14 protein-coding genes are annotated in these 20041 nt (G+C 34.9%); 1 reads left to right on the forward strand and 13 read right to left on the reverse strand.

Going from position 1 to position 20041, the window contains the following annotated elements:
* Nucleotides 1–280: 280 nt before the first annotated feature.
* The 6 genes from EV201_RS07770 to EV201_RS07795 all read right to left on the reverse strand — a co-directional run bounded on the left by EV201_RS07770 (nucleotide 281) and on the right by EV201_RS07795 (nucleotide 11694).
* Complete coding sequence (locus EV201_RS07770) at nucleotides 281–931, reverse strand: lipid-binding protein (protein WP_130307032.1); 651 nt, start codon at nucleotides 929–931, stop codon at nucleotides 281–283.
* Nucleotide 932: 1 nt separating this feature from the next.
* The gene (locus EV201_RS07775; RefSeq protein ID WP_130307033.1) at nucleotides 933–1631 is read right to left on the reverse strand and encodes a BT_2262 family domain-containing protein; all 699 of its coding nucleotides are present in this window, start codon (nucleotides 1629–1631) and stop codon (nucleotides 933–935) included.
* 21 nt (nucleotides 1632–1652) lie between these two features.
* Nucleotides 1653–3173 carry a SusD/RagB family nutrient-binding outer membrane lipoprotein gene (locus EV201_RS07780; RefSeq protein ID WP_130307034.1) on the reverse strand — a complete coding sequence of 507 codons (1521 nt, stop codon included), beginning with the start codon at nucleotides 3171–3173 and terminating at the stop codon, nucleotides 1653–1655.
* Between the two features lie 13 nt (nucleotides 3174–3186).
* Nucleotides 3187–6363, reverse strand: a complete 3177-nt coding sequence (locus tag EV201_RS07785; RefSeq protein WP_130307035.1) for a SusC/RagA family TonB-linked outer membrane protein — start codon at nucleotides 6361–6363, stop codon at nucleotides 3187–3189.
* Nucleotides 6364–7190: 827 nt separating this feature from the next.
* Nucleotides 7191–8600, reverse strand: coding sequence for a RagB/SusD family nutrient uptake outer membrane protein (locus EV201_RS07790; protein ID WP_130307036.1), 1410 nt, complete (start codon nucleotides 8598–8600; stop codon nucleotides 7191–7193).
* A 22-nt stretch (nucleotides 8601–8622) separates the two neighbouring features.
* Nucleotides 8623–11694, reverse strand: a complete 3072-nt coding sequence (locus tag EV201_RS07795; protein WP_130307037.1) for a SusC/RagA family TonB-linked outer membrane protein — start codon at nucleotides 11692–11694, stop codon at nucleotides 8623–8625.
* A 449-nt stretch (nucleotides 11695–12143) separates the two neighbouring features.
* Here EV201_RS07795 and EV201_RS07800 point away from each other — a divergent pair, with 449 nt between their 5' ends.
* The gene (locus EV201_RS07800) at nucleotides 12144–12656 is read left to right on the forward strand and encodes a gamma carbonic anhydrase family protein (RefSeq protein ID WP_130307038.1); all 513 of its coding nucleotides are present in this window, start codon (nucleotides 12144–12146) and stop codon (nucleotides 12654–12656) included.
* A gap of 45 nt (nucleotides 12657–12701) precedes the next feature.
* Here EV201_RS07800 and murI read toward each other — a convergent pair whose 3' ends face one another.
* The 7 genes from murI to EV201_RS07835 form a co-directional block, all read right to left on the reverse strand.
* Nucleotides 12702–13553, reverse strand: a complete 852-nt coding sequence (gene murI / locus EV201_RS07805) for a glutamate racemase (protein WP_130307039.1) — start codon at nucleotides 13551–13553, stop codon at nucleotides 12702–12704.
* 102 nt (nucleotides 13554–13655) lie between these two features.
* Nucleotides 13656–14171, reverse strand: coding sequence for an OmpH/Skp family outer membrane protein (locus EV201_RS07810; RefSeq protein ID WP_130307040.1), 516 nt, complete (start codon nucleotides 14169–14171; stop codon nucleotides 13656–13658).
* Nucleotides 14172–14235: 64 nt separating this feature from the next.
* Nucleotides 14236–14769 carry an OmpH/Skp family outer membrane protein gene (locus EV201_RS07815; protein ID WP_130307041.1) on the reverse strand — a complete coding sequence of 178 codons (534 nt, stop codon included), beginning with the start codon at nucleotides 14767–14769 and terminating at the stop codon, nucleotides 14236–14238.
* Nucleotides 14770–14896: 127 nt separating this feature from the next.
* Nucleotides 14897–17416: an outer membrane protein assembly factor BamA gene (gene bamA / locus EV201_RS07820; RefSeq protein WP_130307042.1), complete on the reverse strand. Its 2520-nt coding sequence runs from the start codon at nucleotides 17414–17416 to the stop codon at nucleotides 14897–14899.
* A gap of 22 nt (nucleotides 17417–17438) precedes the next feature.
* Nucleotides 17439–18185, reverse strand: coding sequence for an isoprenyl transferase (locus tag EV201_RS07825; protein WP_130307043.1), 747 nt, complete (start codon nucleotides 18183–18185; stop codon nucleotides 17439–17441).
* Between the two features lie 3 nt (nucleotides 18186–18188).
* Nucleotides 18189–18851 carry a type IX secretion system protein PorG gene (porG, locus tag EV201_RS07830; RefSeq protein WP_130307044.1) on the reverse strand — a complete coding sequence of 221 codons (663 nt, stop codon included), beginning with the start codon at nucleotides 18849–18851 and terminating at the stop codon, nucleotides 18189–18191.
* A 170-nt stretch (nucleotides 18852–19021) separates the two neighbouring features.
* On the reverse strand, nucleotides 19022–19906 hold the full coding sequence (locus EV201_RS07835; RefSeq protein ID WP_130307045.1) for an NAD kinase: 885 nt from the start codon (nucleotides 19904–19906) through the stop codon (nucleotides 19022–19024).
* Between the last annotated feature and the right edge of the window lie 135 nt (nucleotides 19907–20041).

Genomic DNA, 20041 nt, shown 5'->3' on the forward strand with positions numbered 1-20041 from the left:
AAAATTTCTGGCGAGTATAAATACTATTATAAAATATCAATTTGCATAACAAGTAATATTAAAAGCTGGAGTGAAATACTAGTAATAACAAGGAATCGAAAATTTATAACAACTTGTATAAGTACAGCGCCATTTATCAAATCTGGATCATACTAATGTAAAACTATACATTCTTATATACTCATCGATTTCTAAGAAATGAATTCACGATCCATAAATTCGGAAATTAAAAAAGGGGCACAAGGCCCCTTTTGTAATAAAATCGATATCAAATTGATTATTAGTCATCTTCAGGAAAACCTGTATAACGATTTCCAGAAATAACAACAGTTTCATCTTTTGTTGCATCATGAGCTACATCAACAAACACCCACTCAAACTCTTCCACATCTGGATTAGCTCTATACTCTGTAGGAACAGAAGCACTTTTGAAGTTTACGGTACCACTGTACAATACAACCTTCATATAGATGCTATCCGCAACATTACCAGCTTCAGTAGTCATTCCTTTTGGTAAAATCTTACCTTCAGTAATAGCAGCTTTAATATACCAAGTTTCAGGAGATGCTGTTTGATCCAATCCTGTTGGAGCCGTTTCAGGCTTAGCATCAGCAATTGCATTTTCATTTAAAGCTAAATCAGCAAAATCAATCGATTTTGATTTAAAGTTAGAGAAATCACCATCTAATGAAAATTTAGATCTCAACTCTATTGTTCCATTATGATCGTCAATGATAACTTCATTCTCTACATTAGCAGCTGTATTATAAATTTCGATCATATCATGATGAACATTGCCATCAACATCAGTAAGATCAACAACATAAGTACCTGAATAATCAAGAACAGCACTGTCCCAAATTTCAATGTCATCGTTACAAGCAGTCAATCCAATAAGACCTACCACAAGTATATATAATAATTTCTTCATATTATTCCTCTTTCATTTTCATGTTTACATAAAAAACCATACCAGCATATCCAGCTTCCCAATAAATCGTATTATCAGCAGGAGTATATGCAGCGTTATCTAAAGCACTTAAGGAGTCACCCCATCCTGGAACCAAACTAGAAAGTATAGCTATTGAATTATCCTCTTTCAATTGAATATAACCAGACGCAGCATATCTATCACCATAACCAACATGGTCAGAATAATATCCCCCAATTAAATTAGATACACTAAAAAATCCAGGTGCGATTTGTTTAATTACAACTTCAGTTTCAGAATAGTCTGTTCTTACACCTTTACGGATTCTATGTGTACCTTCCTGAGTTACATATGTTCCAGAGATATCAGTAGTAATAGACATATCTGCAACAATCACTTCACGCTCAAGCGAAATAGTTTCTCCATTAGGAATCGTGTAAGAATACTCAACCATATACAATCCTACCGTATTAGGATCAACAGCTCCTTCAACTACAACTTTATCAGTTACGTCAGATCCAGCATAAATTGCCTTATATCCTGGTTCACTATAAGGATCACCTAACTGAACTATTAAATTTGATCCCTCTGTCAAATCAAGACTATACTCTACCGAAATATCTTCAGTATCATATTCATCACAAGCTGTAAAGAAGCATAGCGATGAAATTATAGCCCATAACATTATATATTTTCTCATGTCTTTATTTTTTACTTAAAATTACAATCCAGGTTTTTGATTCCACCATACCTTCTCTAATAAATCAACTTTCTGACTTGGTGCATTCTCGTTACGAGTTAATACACTTAAAGGATAAATTGGAGAAACGGGTAATTGAGCATTTGTCTTAGCTCTACCATTAACAGAAATAGTAATAAAACCAGGCACAAAATCGTCATAAGCAGTTTGACGATCTTTACGAATGTCAATGTTATTAACAGCAGGATACTTAGTTCTATTTCTTTCTAAGAAAGATTCAATATGCTGATAATTGCAGTTAGCTACCCACTTTTGCATAGCAATTTGTTTTACACCTGCTTCAGCATCACCATCTACCCATTTAGCATAACCATTAACAATAATATCGTTATCAGCAACACCATTTTGAGCCAAAGATGCTTCAACTCCAAGCTCATAATACTCTTTAGCTTTGGCATTATTACCTGCACGAGCATAAACCTCTGCAATAAAGAAATTCACTTCCCAAGTTGACATGATCATCAAATCCATATCTCCTTTAAAAACAGGAGTACTATATTTCTCATCAGCATCATCTGTTCCGTCACCATCAGTATCTTCTTTAGAATCAAAATCTCCAAAGAAAGCACCTTCATGAGTATCTCCACCTTTTGCAAACAATACATCTAAACGAGGATCATTACCAGCTTTTAGATAATCAATAAATGATGTACAACCAATAACATTAGTTGATAGATTATTAGCCCCACCTGCTTCAAATTCACGCATAGGATGTCTCTTACCTTCTTGTCCATCAGCCCATGTAGTACCAGGAATCATTGCCGATTTAGAGATAAATTCATTAGCCTCAATAAAAGACAAAACAGCTGCATTATCATAGCCAGAAGTTTCACTTAATCGCATCATCAATTTTAATTTTAATGATGTTGCAAAAGCTTTCCAGCTAGTTAAATCTCCTTTATAAATGAAATCATAGTTTTCATCTAAAGTAGAAGTCGATAAATCAAGAGCTAAAAGCGCATCAATACGAGCTAAAAGATTAGCATAAATAGCAGATCCCTCATCAAATTTTGGAGAATAAATACCTTCATGCCCTGTTAAAGCTTCTGTATAAGGAATATCCCCCCACACATCAGTCATTATTTGCCAGGTAAAGATTGATAAAGCTTCAGCTACATAGTAGTTGCCTTTATTTACATCATCTTTTGAAACAGTTTTCATTCTCTCTAAATCATTAAGAACACCAGCGGTAAGCTCACTATAGGCATTAGAGAAACTTGTTTCATTATACTCGCAAAGAGATTTAAATTGAGAAGCATCATATGACTGAGTCCAATATTGAGTCCAATAAGCTCCACCAAATCCAAAATCCCATCCCATCAACTGATTTCCTAATCCAATCTCAACGGCTGGTAGTAATACCTTTGCATCAGGAATCTCGTTAAGAACGTTTGGATCCTGATTTATATCTAAATAATCATCACAGCTCCATCCTACAACAGATAAAAGAGCTAATGAGATTGCTATAATATTTTTCTTCATAATTTTCTTTTTTTTACAAGCTAAAACTTAATCCAAAAGTAATCATTTCGTTACTTGGACCTGCACCATACTCACCAAACTTCGCATCGATACTGTTACCAAAAGTAGTCGTTTCTGGATCGATATAGACATTCTCATCAGGAGTCCAAAGTAGAATATTAGCTGCAGTTATCGAAAATCTCATATTATTAACATGAATTTTTTCGCAAAGACTTTTAGGTAATTGGTAAGCCAAGCTTACATTTCTAAGTTTCAAGTAAGAACGATCCAACATTGAATCTTCGTCTCCATTGAATCCTCCACCATCACCATAGAAAGTGTGAAGTTTAGTAGGATCTACAGCAGTTGTATTCTCAACATACCCTCCTCTACCATCAGAAACAACAGAATTTGGTACTAAGAAAGTTTTTCTATCATTAAAAACCGACTCTGGATTTGCTCCAGTCCAATTCAAATAATCTTTAGTGTATGAGTACATATAACCACCATGACGATAATCAAATGTAGCACCTAAAGAAAGACCTTTCCAAGTAAAATTAGTATTAAAACCTAAACTGAAATCTTCATTTACATCTTTATCTAAAAATTCCATATCAGTTGTTTGCTGAGGCATACCTGAACCATCAACAACAGTTTTCATTACACCGCCAACGTCAACTTTTTTAACGCGAGCCATTTTGAACTGACCCATCGCCTTACCTTCAACAGCATAGATACCAGCTCCACCAAAACCACTTAAGAAAACTTCATCAACACCATTTAGTTTTTCAACTTTATTGTCATTTGTAGCGAAGTTCACAGACATATCCCACTGGAAATCTCCTTTTTTAATCACTGTAGCATCAAGCACAAGCTCAATACCAGTGTTACGGACATCACCTAAGTTAGCCTGCTGTGCAGTATAACCACTTGAAGGGTCTTTAGGTAAACTTGCAATAAGACCTTCTGTTAAACGGTTATAGTATGAGAAATCAATTCCGAAACGGTTATTAAACAAACGAGTCTCAACACCAAATTCAAATTCTTTAGTTAACTCATTTTTCAAATCAGGATTTCCTAATTGATTTGAAGCCATATATGAGTTCACACCACCAAGAGGGAAAGAAAGATCATCGATTTTAGGGTAACCAGGATTTCCTGAAAAAGCAGACACATAACGGTCGTACACATAGTAAGGATCAGTATCTTTACCCGTAGAACCATAAGCTGCTCTTACTTTAGCAAAACTCAAGATTCCAGTGTCGATATCGTTATATTTCATGAAATCAGTAATCAAGAAACTACCAGTAACACCTGAATAAAAGAAATCGTTATTATCAATAGGTAGAGTAGATGACCAGTCATTACGAGCAGTTACTGTTAAGTATGCATAGTTTCTGAAACTTAAGTCAACATTAGCATATAGACCCATCAAACGTCTCTCCTCTGTTTTTTGAGATGAAGTAGAAGGAGATAAACTGTTATTTAGATTATAAAAATTAGGAATATCAATAGAATTGATTGAACCTCTTAACCAATCATAGGTACGCTCATTCATATTGAAACCAGCAATGGCATTCAATGTAAAATCATCATTTAGTGATTTATTATAAACAGCCATCACATCATGATTCACTTGAATTCTAGTTCTTCTCCATTCCTCATAAGAACCCGGATTTGAAGAACTACTACCATCATTGGGAGCACCAGGAGTGAAATTTATTACAGCAGTATGTGTTTCAGAACGAGAAGTTTCGTAGTCACCACCAAAGCGGTAACTCAATTTAAAATCATCTGTAAAATCATAATCTAATTGGAATTTCCCAAAAAGTTTCTTCTTATTCTGAACAGCACCATCCTCATTTAACACATAATAAGGATTTACACCATAAGGCGTAAAATAATTATCAAGATTATAAAACTTATTTTTGTAATCTTTCATATCTACAATAGAAATATCATTTGCAGATTCGTAAAGAGATCTAAATACAGATGTACCCTGTCCTGAAGGAACAGCTTTAGTTTTCTCTGTACTAAAGTTTACATTAGCACTAATAGTTAATTTTCCAGCTTTATGAGAACCTTTAGTAGAGATAGTACTTCTCTTATAAGAATCACTATCTGTTGGCATTACACCATCTACATCATTATGAGATAAAGACAAGAAAAAGTTAGTGGTAGCATTACCTCCATTTAATGAAACAGAATGCTTCATATTTTTCCCATAGTCGTAAAAATCACGAACTCTATCCTCTAGGAAAGAATAAGGCTTAACCTGTAAGCTATTATTAACGTTATTACCCCAAACACGATCTTTACCATCGTAAGCAGGTCCCCAGTTACCATTCTCATCAAGAGCTCTATCGCCAGACCAACCTTGACCGAATTGTTTCTGAACTTCTGGCAAACGACCTACGCGAGAAATGGTCATAGAACCGTTATAGTTCACATTTATCTTACCTTCTGTATCCTTACCTGATTTAGTCGTAATCATGATTACACCATTTGCAGCACGGGAACCATACAACGCAGTCGCAGCAGCACCTTTTAGTACAGTCATATCTTCGATATCATCAGGATTCAAAGAGTTAATACCAGAACCGAAGTCAACCTGAGAATTCAAGTTATCACCAGAACGGTTTTGCTCATTTGTCAATGGCACACCATCAACAATATAAAGAGGCTGTGAATCACCAAAAGAAGAAGCACCACGAATGATAACATTCTGAGTAGATCCAGGACCTGGAGCAGAAGAAATGTCCACACCAGCAACTTTACCTTGTAATGCATTCATTGGGTTAATCGCTTGAGATTTTCCGATCTCTTCACCACCTACCGATGTAGCTGCATATCCAAGAGCTTTTTTCTCACGAGTAACCCCCATAGCTGTTACAACAACTTCATCCATACCAATAGATTCAGACTCCATTACTAAATTAATGGTATTAGAATTAATTGGTAATTCTACTGTTTTCATACCTACAAAAGAGAAAACCAGGATTTCCCCTTCTTCTGGTATGCTAATAGCATATTTCCCATCAAAATCGGTCGTTGTCCCGATTGTGGTTCCTTTAATTACAACTGAAACTCCAGGAATTGATAGCCCATCATCAGCTGATGTGACAACCCCTGAAACTTCTCGACTTTGAGCGAACACGCTCTGCAATCCTATTAGACATAGGATTAACATCGAAAATAAATTTTTCTTCATAAATTTTTAGTTAGTGGTTAATTAATTGCCGTCAGATTTACCTAACAAATGTTAAAATAAATCTTTCAAGTTTTTCTTTCATAATAATAACTTAGGACTCCAACTCTCTACATCATTAATAAATACAGGCATTAGAAGCATCCCCTAATTAAATTACGAGGAACCAAAAGTGTGAAAAAAACTTAAAATGGCAAATGAAATTTGTAATTTCAAAAACACTACTAACATAACATCATGATAAATTTTACTTAAAAAAATAACAAGTTATAAACAAACAAAAAATACTTATGTATAAATTACAAGAGAAATCTATTCAAAAAAAAAACAGATCATTAAACCCATTAAATACTATCAGACAAAACGTTAAAATAACTATATAAAAAAGTTAATATTAAATAGAGACTTAAGACTCATAGAAAAATATAACGGAAATAAACTTGTAACTTTATAGTCTTTATAAATAAGCAACTGAAATTAGAAGTAAATATCACAACCAATTAAAATTATTTTATAAGAAAACACCATAATTAAACAACGTAACCAATATGGAACTCTTAAAAAAACACAAACAAGTCATAAATTCAGGATAAAAAAAATTTAAGCTGTTATTTTTTTAAGTGCACTCAAACACTCTCACGAATATTACCCATAATACAAAGATGTCAAATAAACAATGAGGCCCCTAGCCCCCTCATTAAATAAAAATAGAAATCACACCTCAAGTGACCAATACACTCTATGACAAAAAAAAAAGGCTATCGAAAAATATCGATAGCCCCTAAATATTACAGACTCTATTTAGCTATTAACTAAATTAAAATTGCTTGTTATTGTGGCAAATTGTCAAACCAGTTTTCATTCTGCTCACATTTGTAGCCAGAATTAATTTCATCTGCAGGGATAGGATATACAAACTTTTGTACGTCAAAATTCTCATATTTCCCATTTGAAACAGTAATTAACTCACCAGTTCTACGAGCATCATAAAAACGGTGCCCCTCTTGGAAAAACTCTCTTTTACGCTCTTTGGCAATAAAAGCCAACAAAGCATCTTTAGTAGTAGGCAAATCAGTTACAGAAACTATTTCATAATTTCTTTTAGCCGTAAACAACAAGGCTTCTCTAGCATCATCTAAAAGATCTAATCTGGCACTAGCCTCAGCAATAATTAACTTCATTTCAGAAACCCTGAATTGAGGAATATTACTAGTAGAAGCAGAACTTTCGATACCATCAAATTTCTTAGGATGGAAATCATCCATATTAATTAATTTTAAACGGTAATCATTTTCATTAAAATCAGCAACCAAACTAGATGTTAGTTTTCCACCATATGAACCATAAAGCGTATTCAATGAATTGGCTGATAGATTATCATCCTCACTCTTTGCAATACTGAAAATCTCTTCATCTGAAAGAGTAAGACTCTTCCACATACCAAGATACCCTTCCTCATTCATTTCTTTAACACCTCTTAAAGTCAAGGACTGGGTTGCAGCATCGATAGCCAACTGATCATTTCCCATAAATAAAAGCACACGAGCTTTTAAGGCATTTACAGCAGCTTCATTAAAGTAGAATCCATTGGTTTTAGTACTGGTTAACTCATAAGCTTTAAGAGACGAACTAATATCAGTCAATATTTGCTCATAAGTCTCCTCAACAGAACTTCTAGAAACATTTTCCATAGGTAAAATCGCCTTATCGCTCATCAAAACTAAACCGCCATGAGGATTGGAATCAGTTCCATAAGGTAATCCAAATACATTTACAAGATGAAAATAAGCCAAGGCTCTCAAACCATGAATTTCTGCTTTATACAAATTAAGTTCATTTTTCACAGCATCAGTTAGGCTTGCATCTGTCAATAAATTGTCTATTGCCAATAGAGCCTGAGTAGAGGTGTTGATAACAATATAACCATATTCCCAAGTATCCTGGAATTCAGAATCGTAATCCCCAACAGAATAAGTATTGATACTCACATAATGACCTGAACTACCATCAGCAACAGCAATATCAGAGGCAAAATCACCCAAGGCAAGAATATTGGTCCCACAAAATTCATCTTGCCCAAGATTACGATAAAGACCATTTCTTGCAGCTTTTATATCGTCAACCGTTTTAAATGCATCCTGAGAGTCTATCGAATTGTAGGTTTCAGACTCCAAATACGAATCACAACTGCTAAGCAACAGTAATGACATACCCAAAGCACATAATATATTTTTAAACATAGTATTCTTTATTAAATTATCATTAAAAATTAACATTTACACCAAAAATAAATGTACGTGGAGCAGGGTAATTCCACCATTGAATTCCACTAGCTCCAACTCCAGCTGGATCGAATCCTCTGTAATTTGACTTTGTAAATGTATATAGATTACTTGCACTTGCATAAAATCTCACATTCTCGATTTTCATGCTGTTTGTCAACTGAGAAGGCAAGGTATATCCCAATACAACATTTTGAATTTTAAGATAATCACCATCCATTAAAAACTGAGAAGAATGCTTATTCGATTCAGTCATCGCAAATCTAGGAACATTAGTAATATCTCCAGGATTTTGCCATCTGTTTTTATAAACATATTTGGTAGTTGATTGATTTAAACTTCCACCATGCTGTTCATCATATCTAAGGTTACTACCATATATCTTTCCTCCTACAGAATAATTCATTTGAACTGACAAGTCAAAATTCTTATATTTCAAATTTGTAGAAAAACTTCCTTGAAAGTCAGGGGTTGCAACACCTAAGTAACGCTTTGAGGCCTTATTATAATTAGTTGTTGTTTCATCACCTTTCTCATTCAAATAATACAAAGCTTCACCAGTTTGAACATCAACACCTGCAAATTCTTTCATCTTAAACTGAAAAATATCATGACCTACTTCTCTAATAGTGTATGTATTTTCAATTGGCATGTCAGTACTTAACTTGGTAAGTTCATTGGTATTTTTAGAAAGCACGAACGAAGCATTCCAGTTAAAATCTGCTTTTCTTATAATGCTTGCATTAAGAGAAAATTCAAAACCTTCATTCTGCAACTCACCAACATTCATTGGAAGATCAGTAAAACCACTGGTAAATGACATTGGCACTCTAAACACCATATCCTTGGTAAGGTGCTTGTAATAATCAACAGTTACATCAAAGATGGAAAAAAGAGTTGCATCAACTCCAACATTGAATTTGGCCGTTTGCTCCCATTGCAAGTCTGCATTCCCATATTGTTCAGCAGCACTACCTCCATTAGAGTTATAATTATAACCATATCCGTATAAAGGTCTTGAAGCGTACCAGCCACTCTGAATTGCACCAGAAGTTATACCCACAGCCTGATTACCTGAAGTACCATAACTAGATCTAATAGTTAAATTATCCAACCAGTCAGAAGTGGATGCCATGAAATCCTCAGCACTTAAACGATATTTCCCTCCAACAGACCAAAATCCAGCCCATCTGTTATTTTCACCAAAACGGGAAGAACCATCATAACGATAACTGGCTGACAAATAATACTTACTCTTATAGTCATACTGCCCATTAAAGAAAAAAGAAGCTAATCTTAACTCATATTTATCAGTTGAAGCACTACCTGGAGTTGCAGCCAATGAAACTACATTTTTATCTGGAACAGGATAATTAGAACCAGATAGATAAGCTTTATTCAAATTTGTTGAAGACATTTCCTGACCGAATAATAAATTCAAATTATGAGATTCATTAATCGTTTTCAAATAATTTATTGTGTTGGTAAATGTAATGAGAGTCTGATCAGAATTCGTATTTTCACCCATACCTCGCATATCCTTGCCCTGTGGTTGTAGGAAAGACCAATATCCAAACTCACCCATAGACATATAATCAAGTCCCATACGAGTTGTATATGTCAATTCAGGTAAAAGATTAATAGTAAGAAATGGCGAAACCATGGCGCGATAGGTCTTATTTTCACTCTTGTCCCCCAATGCACTTCTCTGAGCTACTGGATTGTACCCATTTACCGTATTGAAGTTCCAGTCTCCATTCTCATCCTTTACAGGAGTTAAAGGTGACTGCATGTAAGCCTGTGTTATAGGGTCAGAAAAATAACCTCCACCAGCGCCCATATTGGTCTTGGTGTATGATAATGATGAATTTACACCATAAGAAAGCCAATCTGTAGGTTTTTGATCAATATTGAAACGAAAACTGTAACGCTCAAAATCCTTGCCTTTGATAAAAGCTTCATTTTTTAAATAACCTAAAGACAGGTAGACTCTTGGAGCAGATTTTTCAGAACCTGCTGCTTGTACGCTCAAGTTATACTCCTGAACCATACCTGTGCGAGTAATTTCATCCAACCAATTAACATCTGCCAAATTATCTTTGGAAAGCCCCTGGTCAGGCAACGAATAACCATAAATTGATCCTTCATAATACTCCTTGGCAGCTTCTTCATTAGACACTTCAAGATAATTCTGCCATCCCTCTATTTGCAATTCGTTATACTCATCTGCATTTACTGTCTTATAGTCATCAGTAAAAGGTGCAATCTCTTCAATACCATATTTAGCACTAAATGAAACTTTGGTTTTAGCACCAGCAACACCTTTTTTAGTCGTAATTACAATAACACCATTCGCCGCACGCGCACCATAAATCGAAGTCGCAGTAGCATCTTTTAATACTGTAATATTCTCAATATCGTTAGGGTTAATACTACTTAACGGAGAAAACTCCGCCCCTTCACTCTCACGAGATCCCCAAGAACCGGCTTCCATTGAAACACCATCAATTACATACAAAGGCTGAGTTCCCGAATTCAAGGAATTACGACCACGAATATAAATAGATGAAGGTGCTCCTGGTTGACCAGATTCTGAATTAAGTTGTAGACCTGCAACACTTCCTTCCAATGCCTTAATCGGATTGGACGATACCTTATCAGCAATCAATTCACTGCCTACAGTAGAAGCAGCACCAGTAAAGGCAGCTTTCTTGGTAATACCATAACCTGTGACAATAACTTCGTCCATACCAATAGATTCAGACTCCATTACAACATTAATAGTATTAGAATTGATGACCACTTCCTTTTGTTTCATTCCAACAAAAGAAAAAACTAGGATCTTACCATCTGTTGGAACCGAAATTGTGTATTTACCATCAAAATCAGTAGCCGTACCTATAGTCGTACCTTTTACAATTACTGAAACTCCAGGAACAGACAAGCCATCATCGGCTGATGTCACGACCCCTGAAACTTCTCGATTTTGAGCGAATACGCTCTGTAATCCTATTAAACACAGGATTAACATCGAAAACATTCTTTTTTTCATAAATTTTAAGTTAGTGGTTAATTAACATTTATTGACACATCGCATCTTATACTGATCTTGGATAACTGCTAAGAAAAATATAAAAGCGATGTATAATTCACTAATAATCGGATAAAAGCCTTTAGAAAATGGGCATTACATCTTCTTATAGAACTTTTAAATTCGATTAAGCGTCACCAAAATTGTGAAAAATTCTTAAATATTCAAAGTATTTAAAAGAACAATGCTACAAATTATATTAACATTTAAAATCCAAGAAGAAAGATCATAATCATTTAATTAAGTTTGAATTAATATCATAAATATTCTTACAACCTCTAAATGTTCGCTATACTAGCTTAAATGCTATCCTTAGATCATATTTCTTCATTTGGGTTTCGAATAATTGTAATCTCTTTTTTTTATTTAAATTTGTATTTAAATTCAAACTAAATAAGAAAATAACGAATATGGCTTATATAATAGATCTAAAAGGGAAGTCTCCAAAAATGGGGAAAGATTGTTTCCTTGCTCCTAATGCGAGTATTATTGGAGATGTTGAAATGGGGGATGGATGCAGCATCTGGTTCGGAGCAGTTCTCCGTGGTGATGTGCATTACATTAAGATTGGGAACAATGTAAATATTCAAGACAATGCAACCATTCATGCTACATACCAAAAGTCACCAACCAATATTGGCAATAATGTATCAATTGCACACAATGCTGTTGTTCATGGCTGTACAATCAAGGATAATGTTCTAATTGGGATGGGCGCCGTTGTCTTAGATGATGCTGTCATTGAATCAAACTCAATCATTGCTGCCGGTTCAGTGGTAACCAAAGGAACACATGTGGAATCAGGGAGTGTCTATGCAGGTTCTCCTGCCAAGAAAATAAAAGAAATGAGCCCTGATTTACTTGAAGGGGAAATCAATCGTATTGCCAACTCATACGCAATGTATGCAAGTTGGTACGAATAAATAAATCAATTAGTAGTGGTGAATATTAATCTCTAATCACCACTGCTAATTCATAGCAATGTGTTGTGCTTTTAATTTACGATTAAGAAAAACACTGGCTTTCTCTTCGAAATCTGAAATAGACTCTGTCGTGTAGAATTTCAACTCTCCCTTCTTTGAGCAGACTTTATCAATTTCTGGGTGACGCTCCAAGTAATCAATCAAACGATTTGCAACGATTTGCCCTTGTGATATAAGCTGTATGTTATCTGGGAGAAAGTTTCTAATTTCAGTCTTAAGGATAGGATAATGTGTACAAGCCAAAATAAGCGTATCAATCTGTCTATCTTTAGCTAAAAGAGAATCGATATGTTTTTTTATAAAATATCGCCCCCCCTCATTCTCAAACTCCCTATTTTCAACCAAAGGGACCCAAGTCGGACAAGCTTCCTGCGTGACAATAAAATCAGGATACAATTTAGCCATCTCCATCAGATAAGATTCAGAGCGCACAGTTCCGACTGTTCCTAATACGCCTACATGCTTTGATTGGCTTAAAGCACCTAAGGCCTCAACACTGGGGCGAATAACGCCTAATACTCTTCTATTGGGTGCTAATCGGGGTAAGTCTCTCTGCTGAATGGTTCGCAAAGCTTTTGCAGAAGCAGTATTACAAGCCAAGATAACCAACTGACAGCCCATCGAAAATAACTTCTCAACTGCCTGAAGCGTATATTCGTAGATTACATCAAACGAACGCGTTCCATAGGGTGCTCTGGCATTATCTCCCAAATAAATAAAATCATATTCCGGCATATTATTTATCAACTCATCAAGAACTGTTAATCCCCCATAACCTGAATCAAAAACACCAATCGAACATTTAGAATTGGAAGCTGGACACGAACTATTTTTCATTGAAGCTCAAATAAATATTACCTAATAATACGCAAAAAGGTAGACCTTATCACTAAGCCTACCTTTTGAAATTTCATCATTTGCCTAAGCAAATTAATCGATCTACTGAATACCAAGCTTAGCTTTAACTAATGGCATAATGTCAATACTTGTTGCAGAATTGAATAATACAACACCTGTACTAAGATCCAACACATAAGTAAATCCGTTTTCTTCACCAACTTCCTTAATAGCTTGAGAAGCCTTGTCAAAAATTGGTTTCAACAACTCTTGTCTTGTAGTTTGAATTTTATTTTGTGCAAATTGATCAAAAGTTTGCATACGGTTCTGCAAATCCTGAATAGCTTTTTCTCTATCAGCACGAATTGCATCAGACAATGTTTCTCTTTCAGCAACATATGCCTCTACTAATTTTTGATATTCGGCCTGCATAGCCTTAATCTGTGTATCGAACTCCTTAGCCTTAGTTTCAATTTGCTTTTGCGCGGCATCCTTCTCTGGCATAATAGCTAAAAGCTTAGAAGAATCGATATGACCTAACTTAAGAGTCTGAGCAAAAGTATTAGCGCTAGTCAAAAGCACTACTGCTAACAAAGTAACTTTTAAAATTCTTTTCATTTGGTTTCTTTTTTAGATATGACGATGAATCAGATTTATAGATACTGAATTCAAACTCATAGTTTTATTGTTTATTTACTCTTATTCCTAATTTATAAAGAACCTTATCACTAAGATCAAATTTATTATTACTATAAATGATTGTTGGTCCATTAGCTTTATCAATAATCATTCCATAATTTCCAGCCTTGGCAATTTCTTTTATCGTATCGTAAATATCATCCTGAATAGGTCGAACTAAATCTTGTCTCTTTTTATAAAGCAAACCTTCTTGCCCAAAATACTTATTCTGCAATTTCTGCGCCAAAGCCTCCCGCTCAAGAATCTCTTTTTCCTTTTTTGTCTTCAGCTCTGGAGATAAAAACACCTGATCTTTACGTAATTTTGCATGCAAGCTCTTTATTTCAAGATAAACAGCCTCAATCTCAGATTGCCACTTTGCCGAACTTTCATTCAATTGATCTTGTGCCGACTTATAATCAGGCATGTGATCCAGAATATATGCTGTATCAACAAATCCATATCTCTGTTGTTGCGCTTTTAAACTTGAGCTCCCAAGTAAGAAAAAACTAAAAACACATATCAAATACTTCATCATAAACTTATTGAATTGAATGATCTTATGTATAGCTATTAAACTTCTGTTTTTTTGAAAGTACCGAATTTACTAATTATAAATTTAAAAGAAATACGAAAATCAAAATATTCTTATTATTTAAAATATGTTAAAACTGCTGACCAATTACGAAGTGAAACTGACTTCCATTCTCTCCAGGTCGAGCAGCCTCATCAAATCCATAAGCCCAATCGATTCCCAAAAGGCCAAACATTGGCAAGAAAATTCTCATACCTATACCTGCTGAACGCTTAACATTGAAAGGCTGAAAATCTTCAAATTCATACCAGGCGTTACCGGCCTCAGCAAAAGCTAAAGCGTAAATCGTAGCCGATTGACTTAAAGATAAAGGATAACGAACCTCTGCCGTAAATTTAGAATAAATATTACCTCCCAATCGTTGTCCGTTTGCTGCAATTGGAGTTAGTGTACCATTACCATACCCCCTAAGTCCAATATTATCACTCCCATACATCGAGTAACCTGACATACCATCACCACCAACTTCAAATCCTTCGAATGGTGAACGTTTATCTTTATTGAAATACCCTAAATAACCAAACTCAGCACCTGTGTATAAAACAAGTTTATCCGTTTTATTCAAAATAGGTGAGAACATTTTACCCTTAAAGACCCATTTATGATACTCAATCCATTTATGCTTCGTCTGCATATCCCTATCGCTATTCGTCAATCGAGAATAATTCACCCCATCAAATAAAGAATAAGGCGGAGTAATTTTCATACTTAGAGAAAATGTCGACCCACTTCGGGTATATAATGGATTATCAATAGAACTTCTCGATAGTGTAGTTGTAAAACTGAAGTTATTCGAAGTTCCATTAGAAATTAAATAATACTGCCAATTTTTCAATCGATAATTTTGATAACTCACTTCATTATACAAGGAGAAATAATCATCAGGCCATTTCAATCGTCTTGCCAAACCAACACTCATACCCAAAACCTCTTGTTGCTGATCGCTATTGGGTTGATTATAGTATTGTCCATATGAACGGCTATAGCCAGATTGCTTTGAATAGTAGAATGAAGTACTTAAAGATGTTGGTTTCTTACCTCCCAACCAAGGCTCAACAAATGAAATACTATAAGAACTATAATACGACCCATTAGTTTGAGCACGAATACTTAACGTTTGACCATCGCCCGTTGGCAGTGGGCTCCAGGCCTCCTTATTAAACATATTACGCATGGAGAAATTTGAAAACTTCAAACCAACAGTACCGATAATCATACCAGCTCCCCAACCTCCGGAAAGTTCAATTTGGTCGTTCGCTTTTTCTTCCAACTCATAAGTAATATCAACCTTACCACTTTCAGGTTTAGGCTTAATATCCGGATTTATTGCCTCAGGATCGAAATGCCCCAATTGAGCCAACTCTCGAACTGAACGAATAATATCTTTCTTACTGAATAACTCTCCTGGATAGGTATACAATTCGCGACGTGCAACGTGTTCGTGAGTTTTCGTATTCCCTTTGATGTTTACTCTATCAATATAGGCTTGTTTTCCCTCAACAATTCGCATTTCAATATTGATTGAATCCGTACCAACAACTGTTTCGACAGGATTAACATTGAAGAACAAATATCCATTATCCAAATAAAGATTACTTACAGCATCATCCTCAGTTGTCAAACGCTTATCAAGCAAGGTTTTATTATAAGTATCACCCTTTTTCAATTTCAAAACCTGATCAAGGATAAATGAATTATAAACGGTATTCCCTACCCAAGTTACATCATTGAAATAATAACGATTCCCTTCTTTATATTTTAAGTAAATATCAACACGATCATCAGCAACCTTTACGACACTATCCGAGATAATTAAAGCATCACGAAATCCTTTTTCATTAAATTTCTCAATCAAGGTGATTTTATCTTCATCCCACTTCTCCTCAATATATTTGGATGATTTCAAGAAATTTTTGAATCTCTTTTCCTTTGTGTTTTTAATGAACTTTTTGATTTTATTCGTCGTGAAGGCATTATTACCCTCAACAAAAATATTTCTAACTTTAATCTTATTACTTCTATCAACAATAATATCCAGAATTACACTATTTTCCTCATCAGTGGCATCACGCTGAACAATATTTACATTAGTATTGTAATAACCTTTTTCCTTAAAATAATCCTTAACAACAATCTCTGTATTATTAATCAAGAAATCAGTTACCTGAATTCCCTTCATCAACTTCAACTTTTCCTTAAGCTTTGTTGTTTCACTTTTTGATAGCCCACCATAATTTACACTATACAAGCGAGGACGCTCCTGAAGATGAATATTCAGAAATATCTTTTTTCCAATAAGTTTGGTCGCTGTAATATTGATATCAGAGAATAAACCTTGCTTGTATAGCTTTTGAATCCCTTTTGTGATTTGTTCACCCGGAACATCAATTTGTTCACCAGCTTTCAATCCTGCTATTCGAATCAAAACATCACTTTCGAGATGCTTAATACCGGAAACAGTGACACCACCAATTTCATATTTTTTAGGGGAAGCATAATCCACCGTTGGGTTATAAATAGTATCGGCTTCTTGTGCTAAAGTACTCAAACTTATAAGAAGAGAAAAGAGGAAAGTTAATCGCTTAATCATTATCTAATTGAATAGTTAATTCTTACTTATTATTTACTTGCTCACTAATTTTACCAAAACGTCTTTCTCTATTTTGATAGTCCAAAATGGCTTTACACAACTCCTCTTTATTGAAGTCGGGCCAAAACAATTCTGCAAAATAGAATTCAGAGTAGGCAATTTGCCACAACAAAAAATTACTAATTCGATACTCACCACTGGTACGAATTACCAATTCAGGATCAGGGATTCCTTTTGTTGTCAGATAATTTTCAAATAAAGATGCGTCGATCTCTTCAATTGAAAGTTCACCATTTTTCGTCTTAAGAGCTATTTGCTTTACTGCATCAACAATTTCCCATCGTGCACTATAGCTTAATGCCAAAACCAAAGTTAAGCCTGTATTAACTCCAGTCTTCTCAATTGTTCCTTCTAACTTTGACCTGACATCATCAGGTAAAGTTCCGAGATCGCCAATTGCTTTTAATCTTACATTGTTTTTCATGAGAGTTGGGGTCTCATGCTCAATGGCATCAACAAGCAACGACATTAAACTTAAAACCTCATCTTGGGGTCGATTCCAATTCTCGGTAGAAAAAGCATAAAGTGTGAGATAAGATATACCAAGTTCAGCGGCCCCCTCTACTGTTTGTCGAACAGCTTCAACGCCATTCTGATGACCAACAATTCGATGCTCGCCTCTCGCCTTTGCCCATCTTCCATTACCATCCATAATAATGGCGATATGCTTGGGTAATCTATCCTTTATAATCTTATCTGTAATCAACATATATTATTTTACTATTCTATCGTATGCATGACATTCCAAATCATTAAAGAGTTGCAATGTTAAGGTTACACCTAAAAATGATATCCAATCATCATTGTGAAACTTATTGGCAATATTCAATTTATTTGGATCACTCAATCCATCCAAATCATCGGTAAAACTTTTCTTGAACGCCCACTCAACAGCAGCAGTCCAGCGTTTCCCAATTAGATATTTACAACCTACTCCCATAGGAATAGCGAATGATGAAGTCGTACTACTAGATGATATATACGACAGGCCACTTGTAATATAGGGCGAAAAACGTTTAGCCCGACTTGACAATGGCACTAAGAACGGTTGAAAATTGAACTCCACTTGAAGAGAAAAATCAACCAACTCTGTTTCAAAAGAGGCTGCTCTCGATTGTTGATACTTATTATCAAAATCCAAATCATTGCCTTTTAAACTACCAAAACTTAAACTCGTTCTCAAAGCATACCTTGGTCCCATATTATAACGGTACATAAAACCAATCGATGGTGTACTTGAATAAAGCTGCTTATTGGGGTTAATATCTCCCAGATAATAGTTGGCCCCTACAATAATACCTGCATCAGATGAATTCTGAGCGTAGATTGAATGGCCAACAAAAAAGAATAATATCCCTAAAATAAATCTGTTCATGAAAACCTGTTTATATAACTTAATTCTTCTTATTCGAACATAAGATGCGCTAAGTATTGAATATTATTCAATCATAAGCTACAAAAGTAGCATATAATCTGAAAAAACCTCGGGTCTTAACAAAAATTAACCGCGACTTACAAATATTTTCATCACCCCCTAAATACTAGCTAATTGCGCTTATCAACTCCCCACATTAACTTGTTTCGAAGTGTACTATAAAAAGAATGTGTTTTTAATTTTAAGACCTTAATTTTAAAATCTGCTTTACTTATTTTTAATTCATTTAAGGCTTCAAAACTAACCGATCGTGAATCTAAAGAAGCCAGATAACTATCACTTCTCCCTTCAACTTTCAGCGTTATTTCCTGATGGTTTGGCACAACAATAGGGCGAACAGTTAGATTATGGGGAGAAATAGGAGAAATAACAAAATTTTGTGTATTGGGGATCACAATGGGACCTCCTACACTAAGCGAATAAGCTGTAGAACCTGTTGGTGTCGCAATTATCAATCCGTCTGCCCAATATGAATTCAAATATTCATCATCAATATAAGTATGAATCGTGATCATGGATGCTGAATCCTTCTTGTGAACTGTAAATTCATTCAAAGCATAATTAAAATCTTTGAATAAGCCATTATCCCCTACCTGAACCTTAAGCAGTGTTCTTTCCTCTATCGTATAATTACCTTCAAAAATGTCGGCGATTGCAGCCGGTATTTCATCACGGGCAATATCAGCCATAAACCCCAAACGTCCACTATTTACACCCACAATTGGAATCCCGGAATCTTGTACCAAACTTACGGCATTAAGAAATGTCCCGTCTCCTCCAATACTAAAGAAAAAATCAACTCTTTTGTCCAAATCGACATGCTGAGTAAAAAACTCATCCACATCAGGAGTAAAATTCAATTCCTCAACAATTGAATCGTAAAAAGGACGGTAGATACAAAGTTCGATCTTGTGAGAATTGAACTCGTCTAAAATTAATTTAAAGCTATCTAGAAAATCTTCACTAAACTGCTTCCCAAACAGGGCTACCTTCATGTTGTTTTATAATAAGTGAGTGTTTGATATAAGTGGATATAACTAAGGCTCAACATCCAATTTCAAATAAACAATAACGTATATTGCTATTTATTCACAAATATAAGGGAATAGAGCAGCCAAACAAGAGCAAGA

Source organism: Ancylomarina subtilis, assembly GCF_004217115.1.
Classification (GTDB): domain Bacteria; phylum Bacteroidota; class Bacteroidia; order Bacteroidales; family Marinifilaceae; genus Ancylomarina; species Ancylomarina subtilis.

Excerpts from the sequence above, each read along its gene's own strand:
- EV201_RS07825 (WP_130307043.1), bottom strand. The coding sequence starts at position 18,185 with ATGTTGATTACAGATAAGATTATAAAGGATAGATTACCCAAGCATATC.
- EV201_RS07770 (WP_130307032.1), bottom strand. The coding sequence starts at position 931 with ATGAAGAAATTATTATATATACTTGTGGTAGGTCTTATTGGATTGACT.
- EV201_RS07780 (WP_130307034.1), bottom strand. The coding sequence starts at position 3,173 with ATGAAGAAAAATATTATAGCAATCTCATTAGCTCTTTTATCTGTTGTA.
- EV201_RS07835 (WP_130307045.1), bottom strand. The coding sequence starts at position 19,906 with ATGAAGGTAGCCCTGTTTGGGAAGCAGTTTAGTGAAGATTTTCTAGAT.
- EV201_RS07775 (WP_130307033.1), bottom strand. The coding sequence starts at position 1,631 with ATGAGAAAATATATAATGTTATGGGCTATAATTTCATCGCTATGCTTC.
- porG (WP_130307044.1), bottom strand. The coding sequence starts at position 18,851 with ATGAACAGATTTATTTTAGGGATATTATTCTTTTTTGTTGGCCATTCA.
- bamA (WP_130307042.1), bottom strand. The coding sequence starts at position 17,416 with ATGATTAAGCGATTAACTTTCCTCTTTTCTCTTCTTATAAGTTTGAGT.
- EV201_RS07795 (WP_130307037.1), bottom strand. The coding sequence starts at position 11,694 with ATGAAAAAAAGAATGTTTTCGATGTTAATCCTGTGTTTAATAGGATTA.
- EV201_RS07800 (WP_130307038.1), top strand. The coding sequence starts at position 12,144 with ATGGCTTATATAATAGATCTAAAAGGGAAGTCTCCAAAAATGGGGAAA.
- EV201_RS07785 (WP_130307035.1), bottom strand. The coding sequence starts at position 6,363 with ATGAAGAAAAATTTATTTTCGATGTTAATCCTATGTCTAATAGGATTG.
- EV201_RS07815 (WP_130307041.1), bottom strand. The coding sequence starts at position 14,769 with ATGATGAAGTATTTGATATGTGTTTTTAGTTTTTTCTTACTTGGGAGC.
- EV201_RS07810 (WP_130307040.1), bottom strand. The coding sequence starts at position 14,171 with ATGAAAAGAATTTTAAAAGTTACTTTGTTAGCAGTAGTGCTTTTGACT.
- murI (WP_130307039.1), bottom strand. The coding sequence starts at position 13,553 with ATGAAAAATAGTTCGTGTCCAGCTTCCAATTCTAAATGTTCGATTGGT.
- EV201_RS07790 (WP_130307036.1), bottom strand. The coding sequence starts at position 8,600 with ATGTTTAAAAATATATTATGTGCTTTGGGTATGTCATTACTGTTGCTT.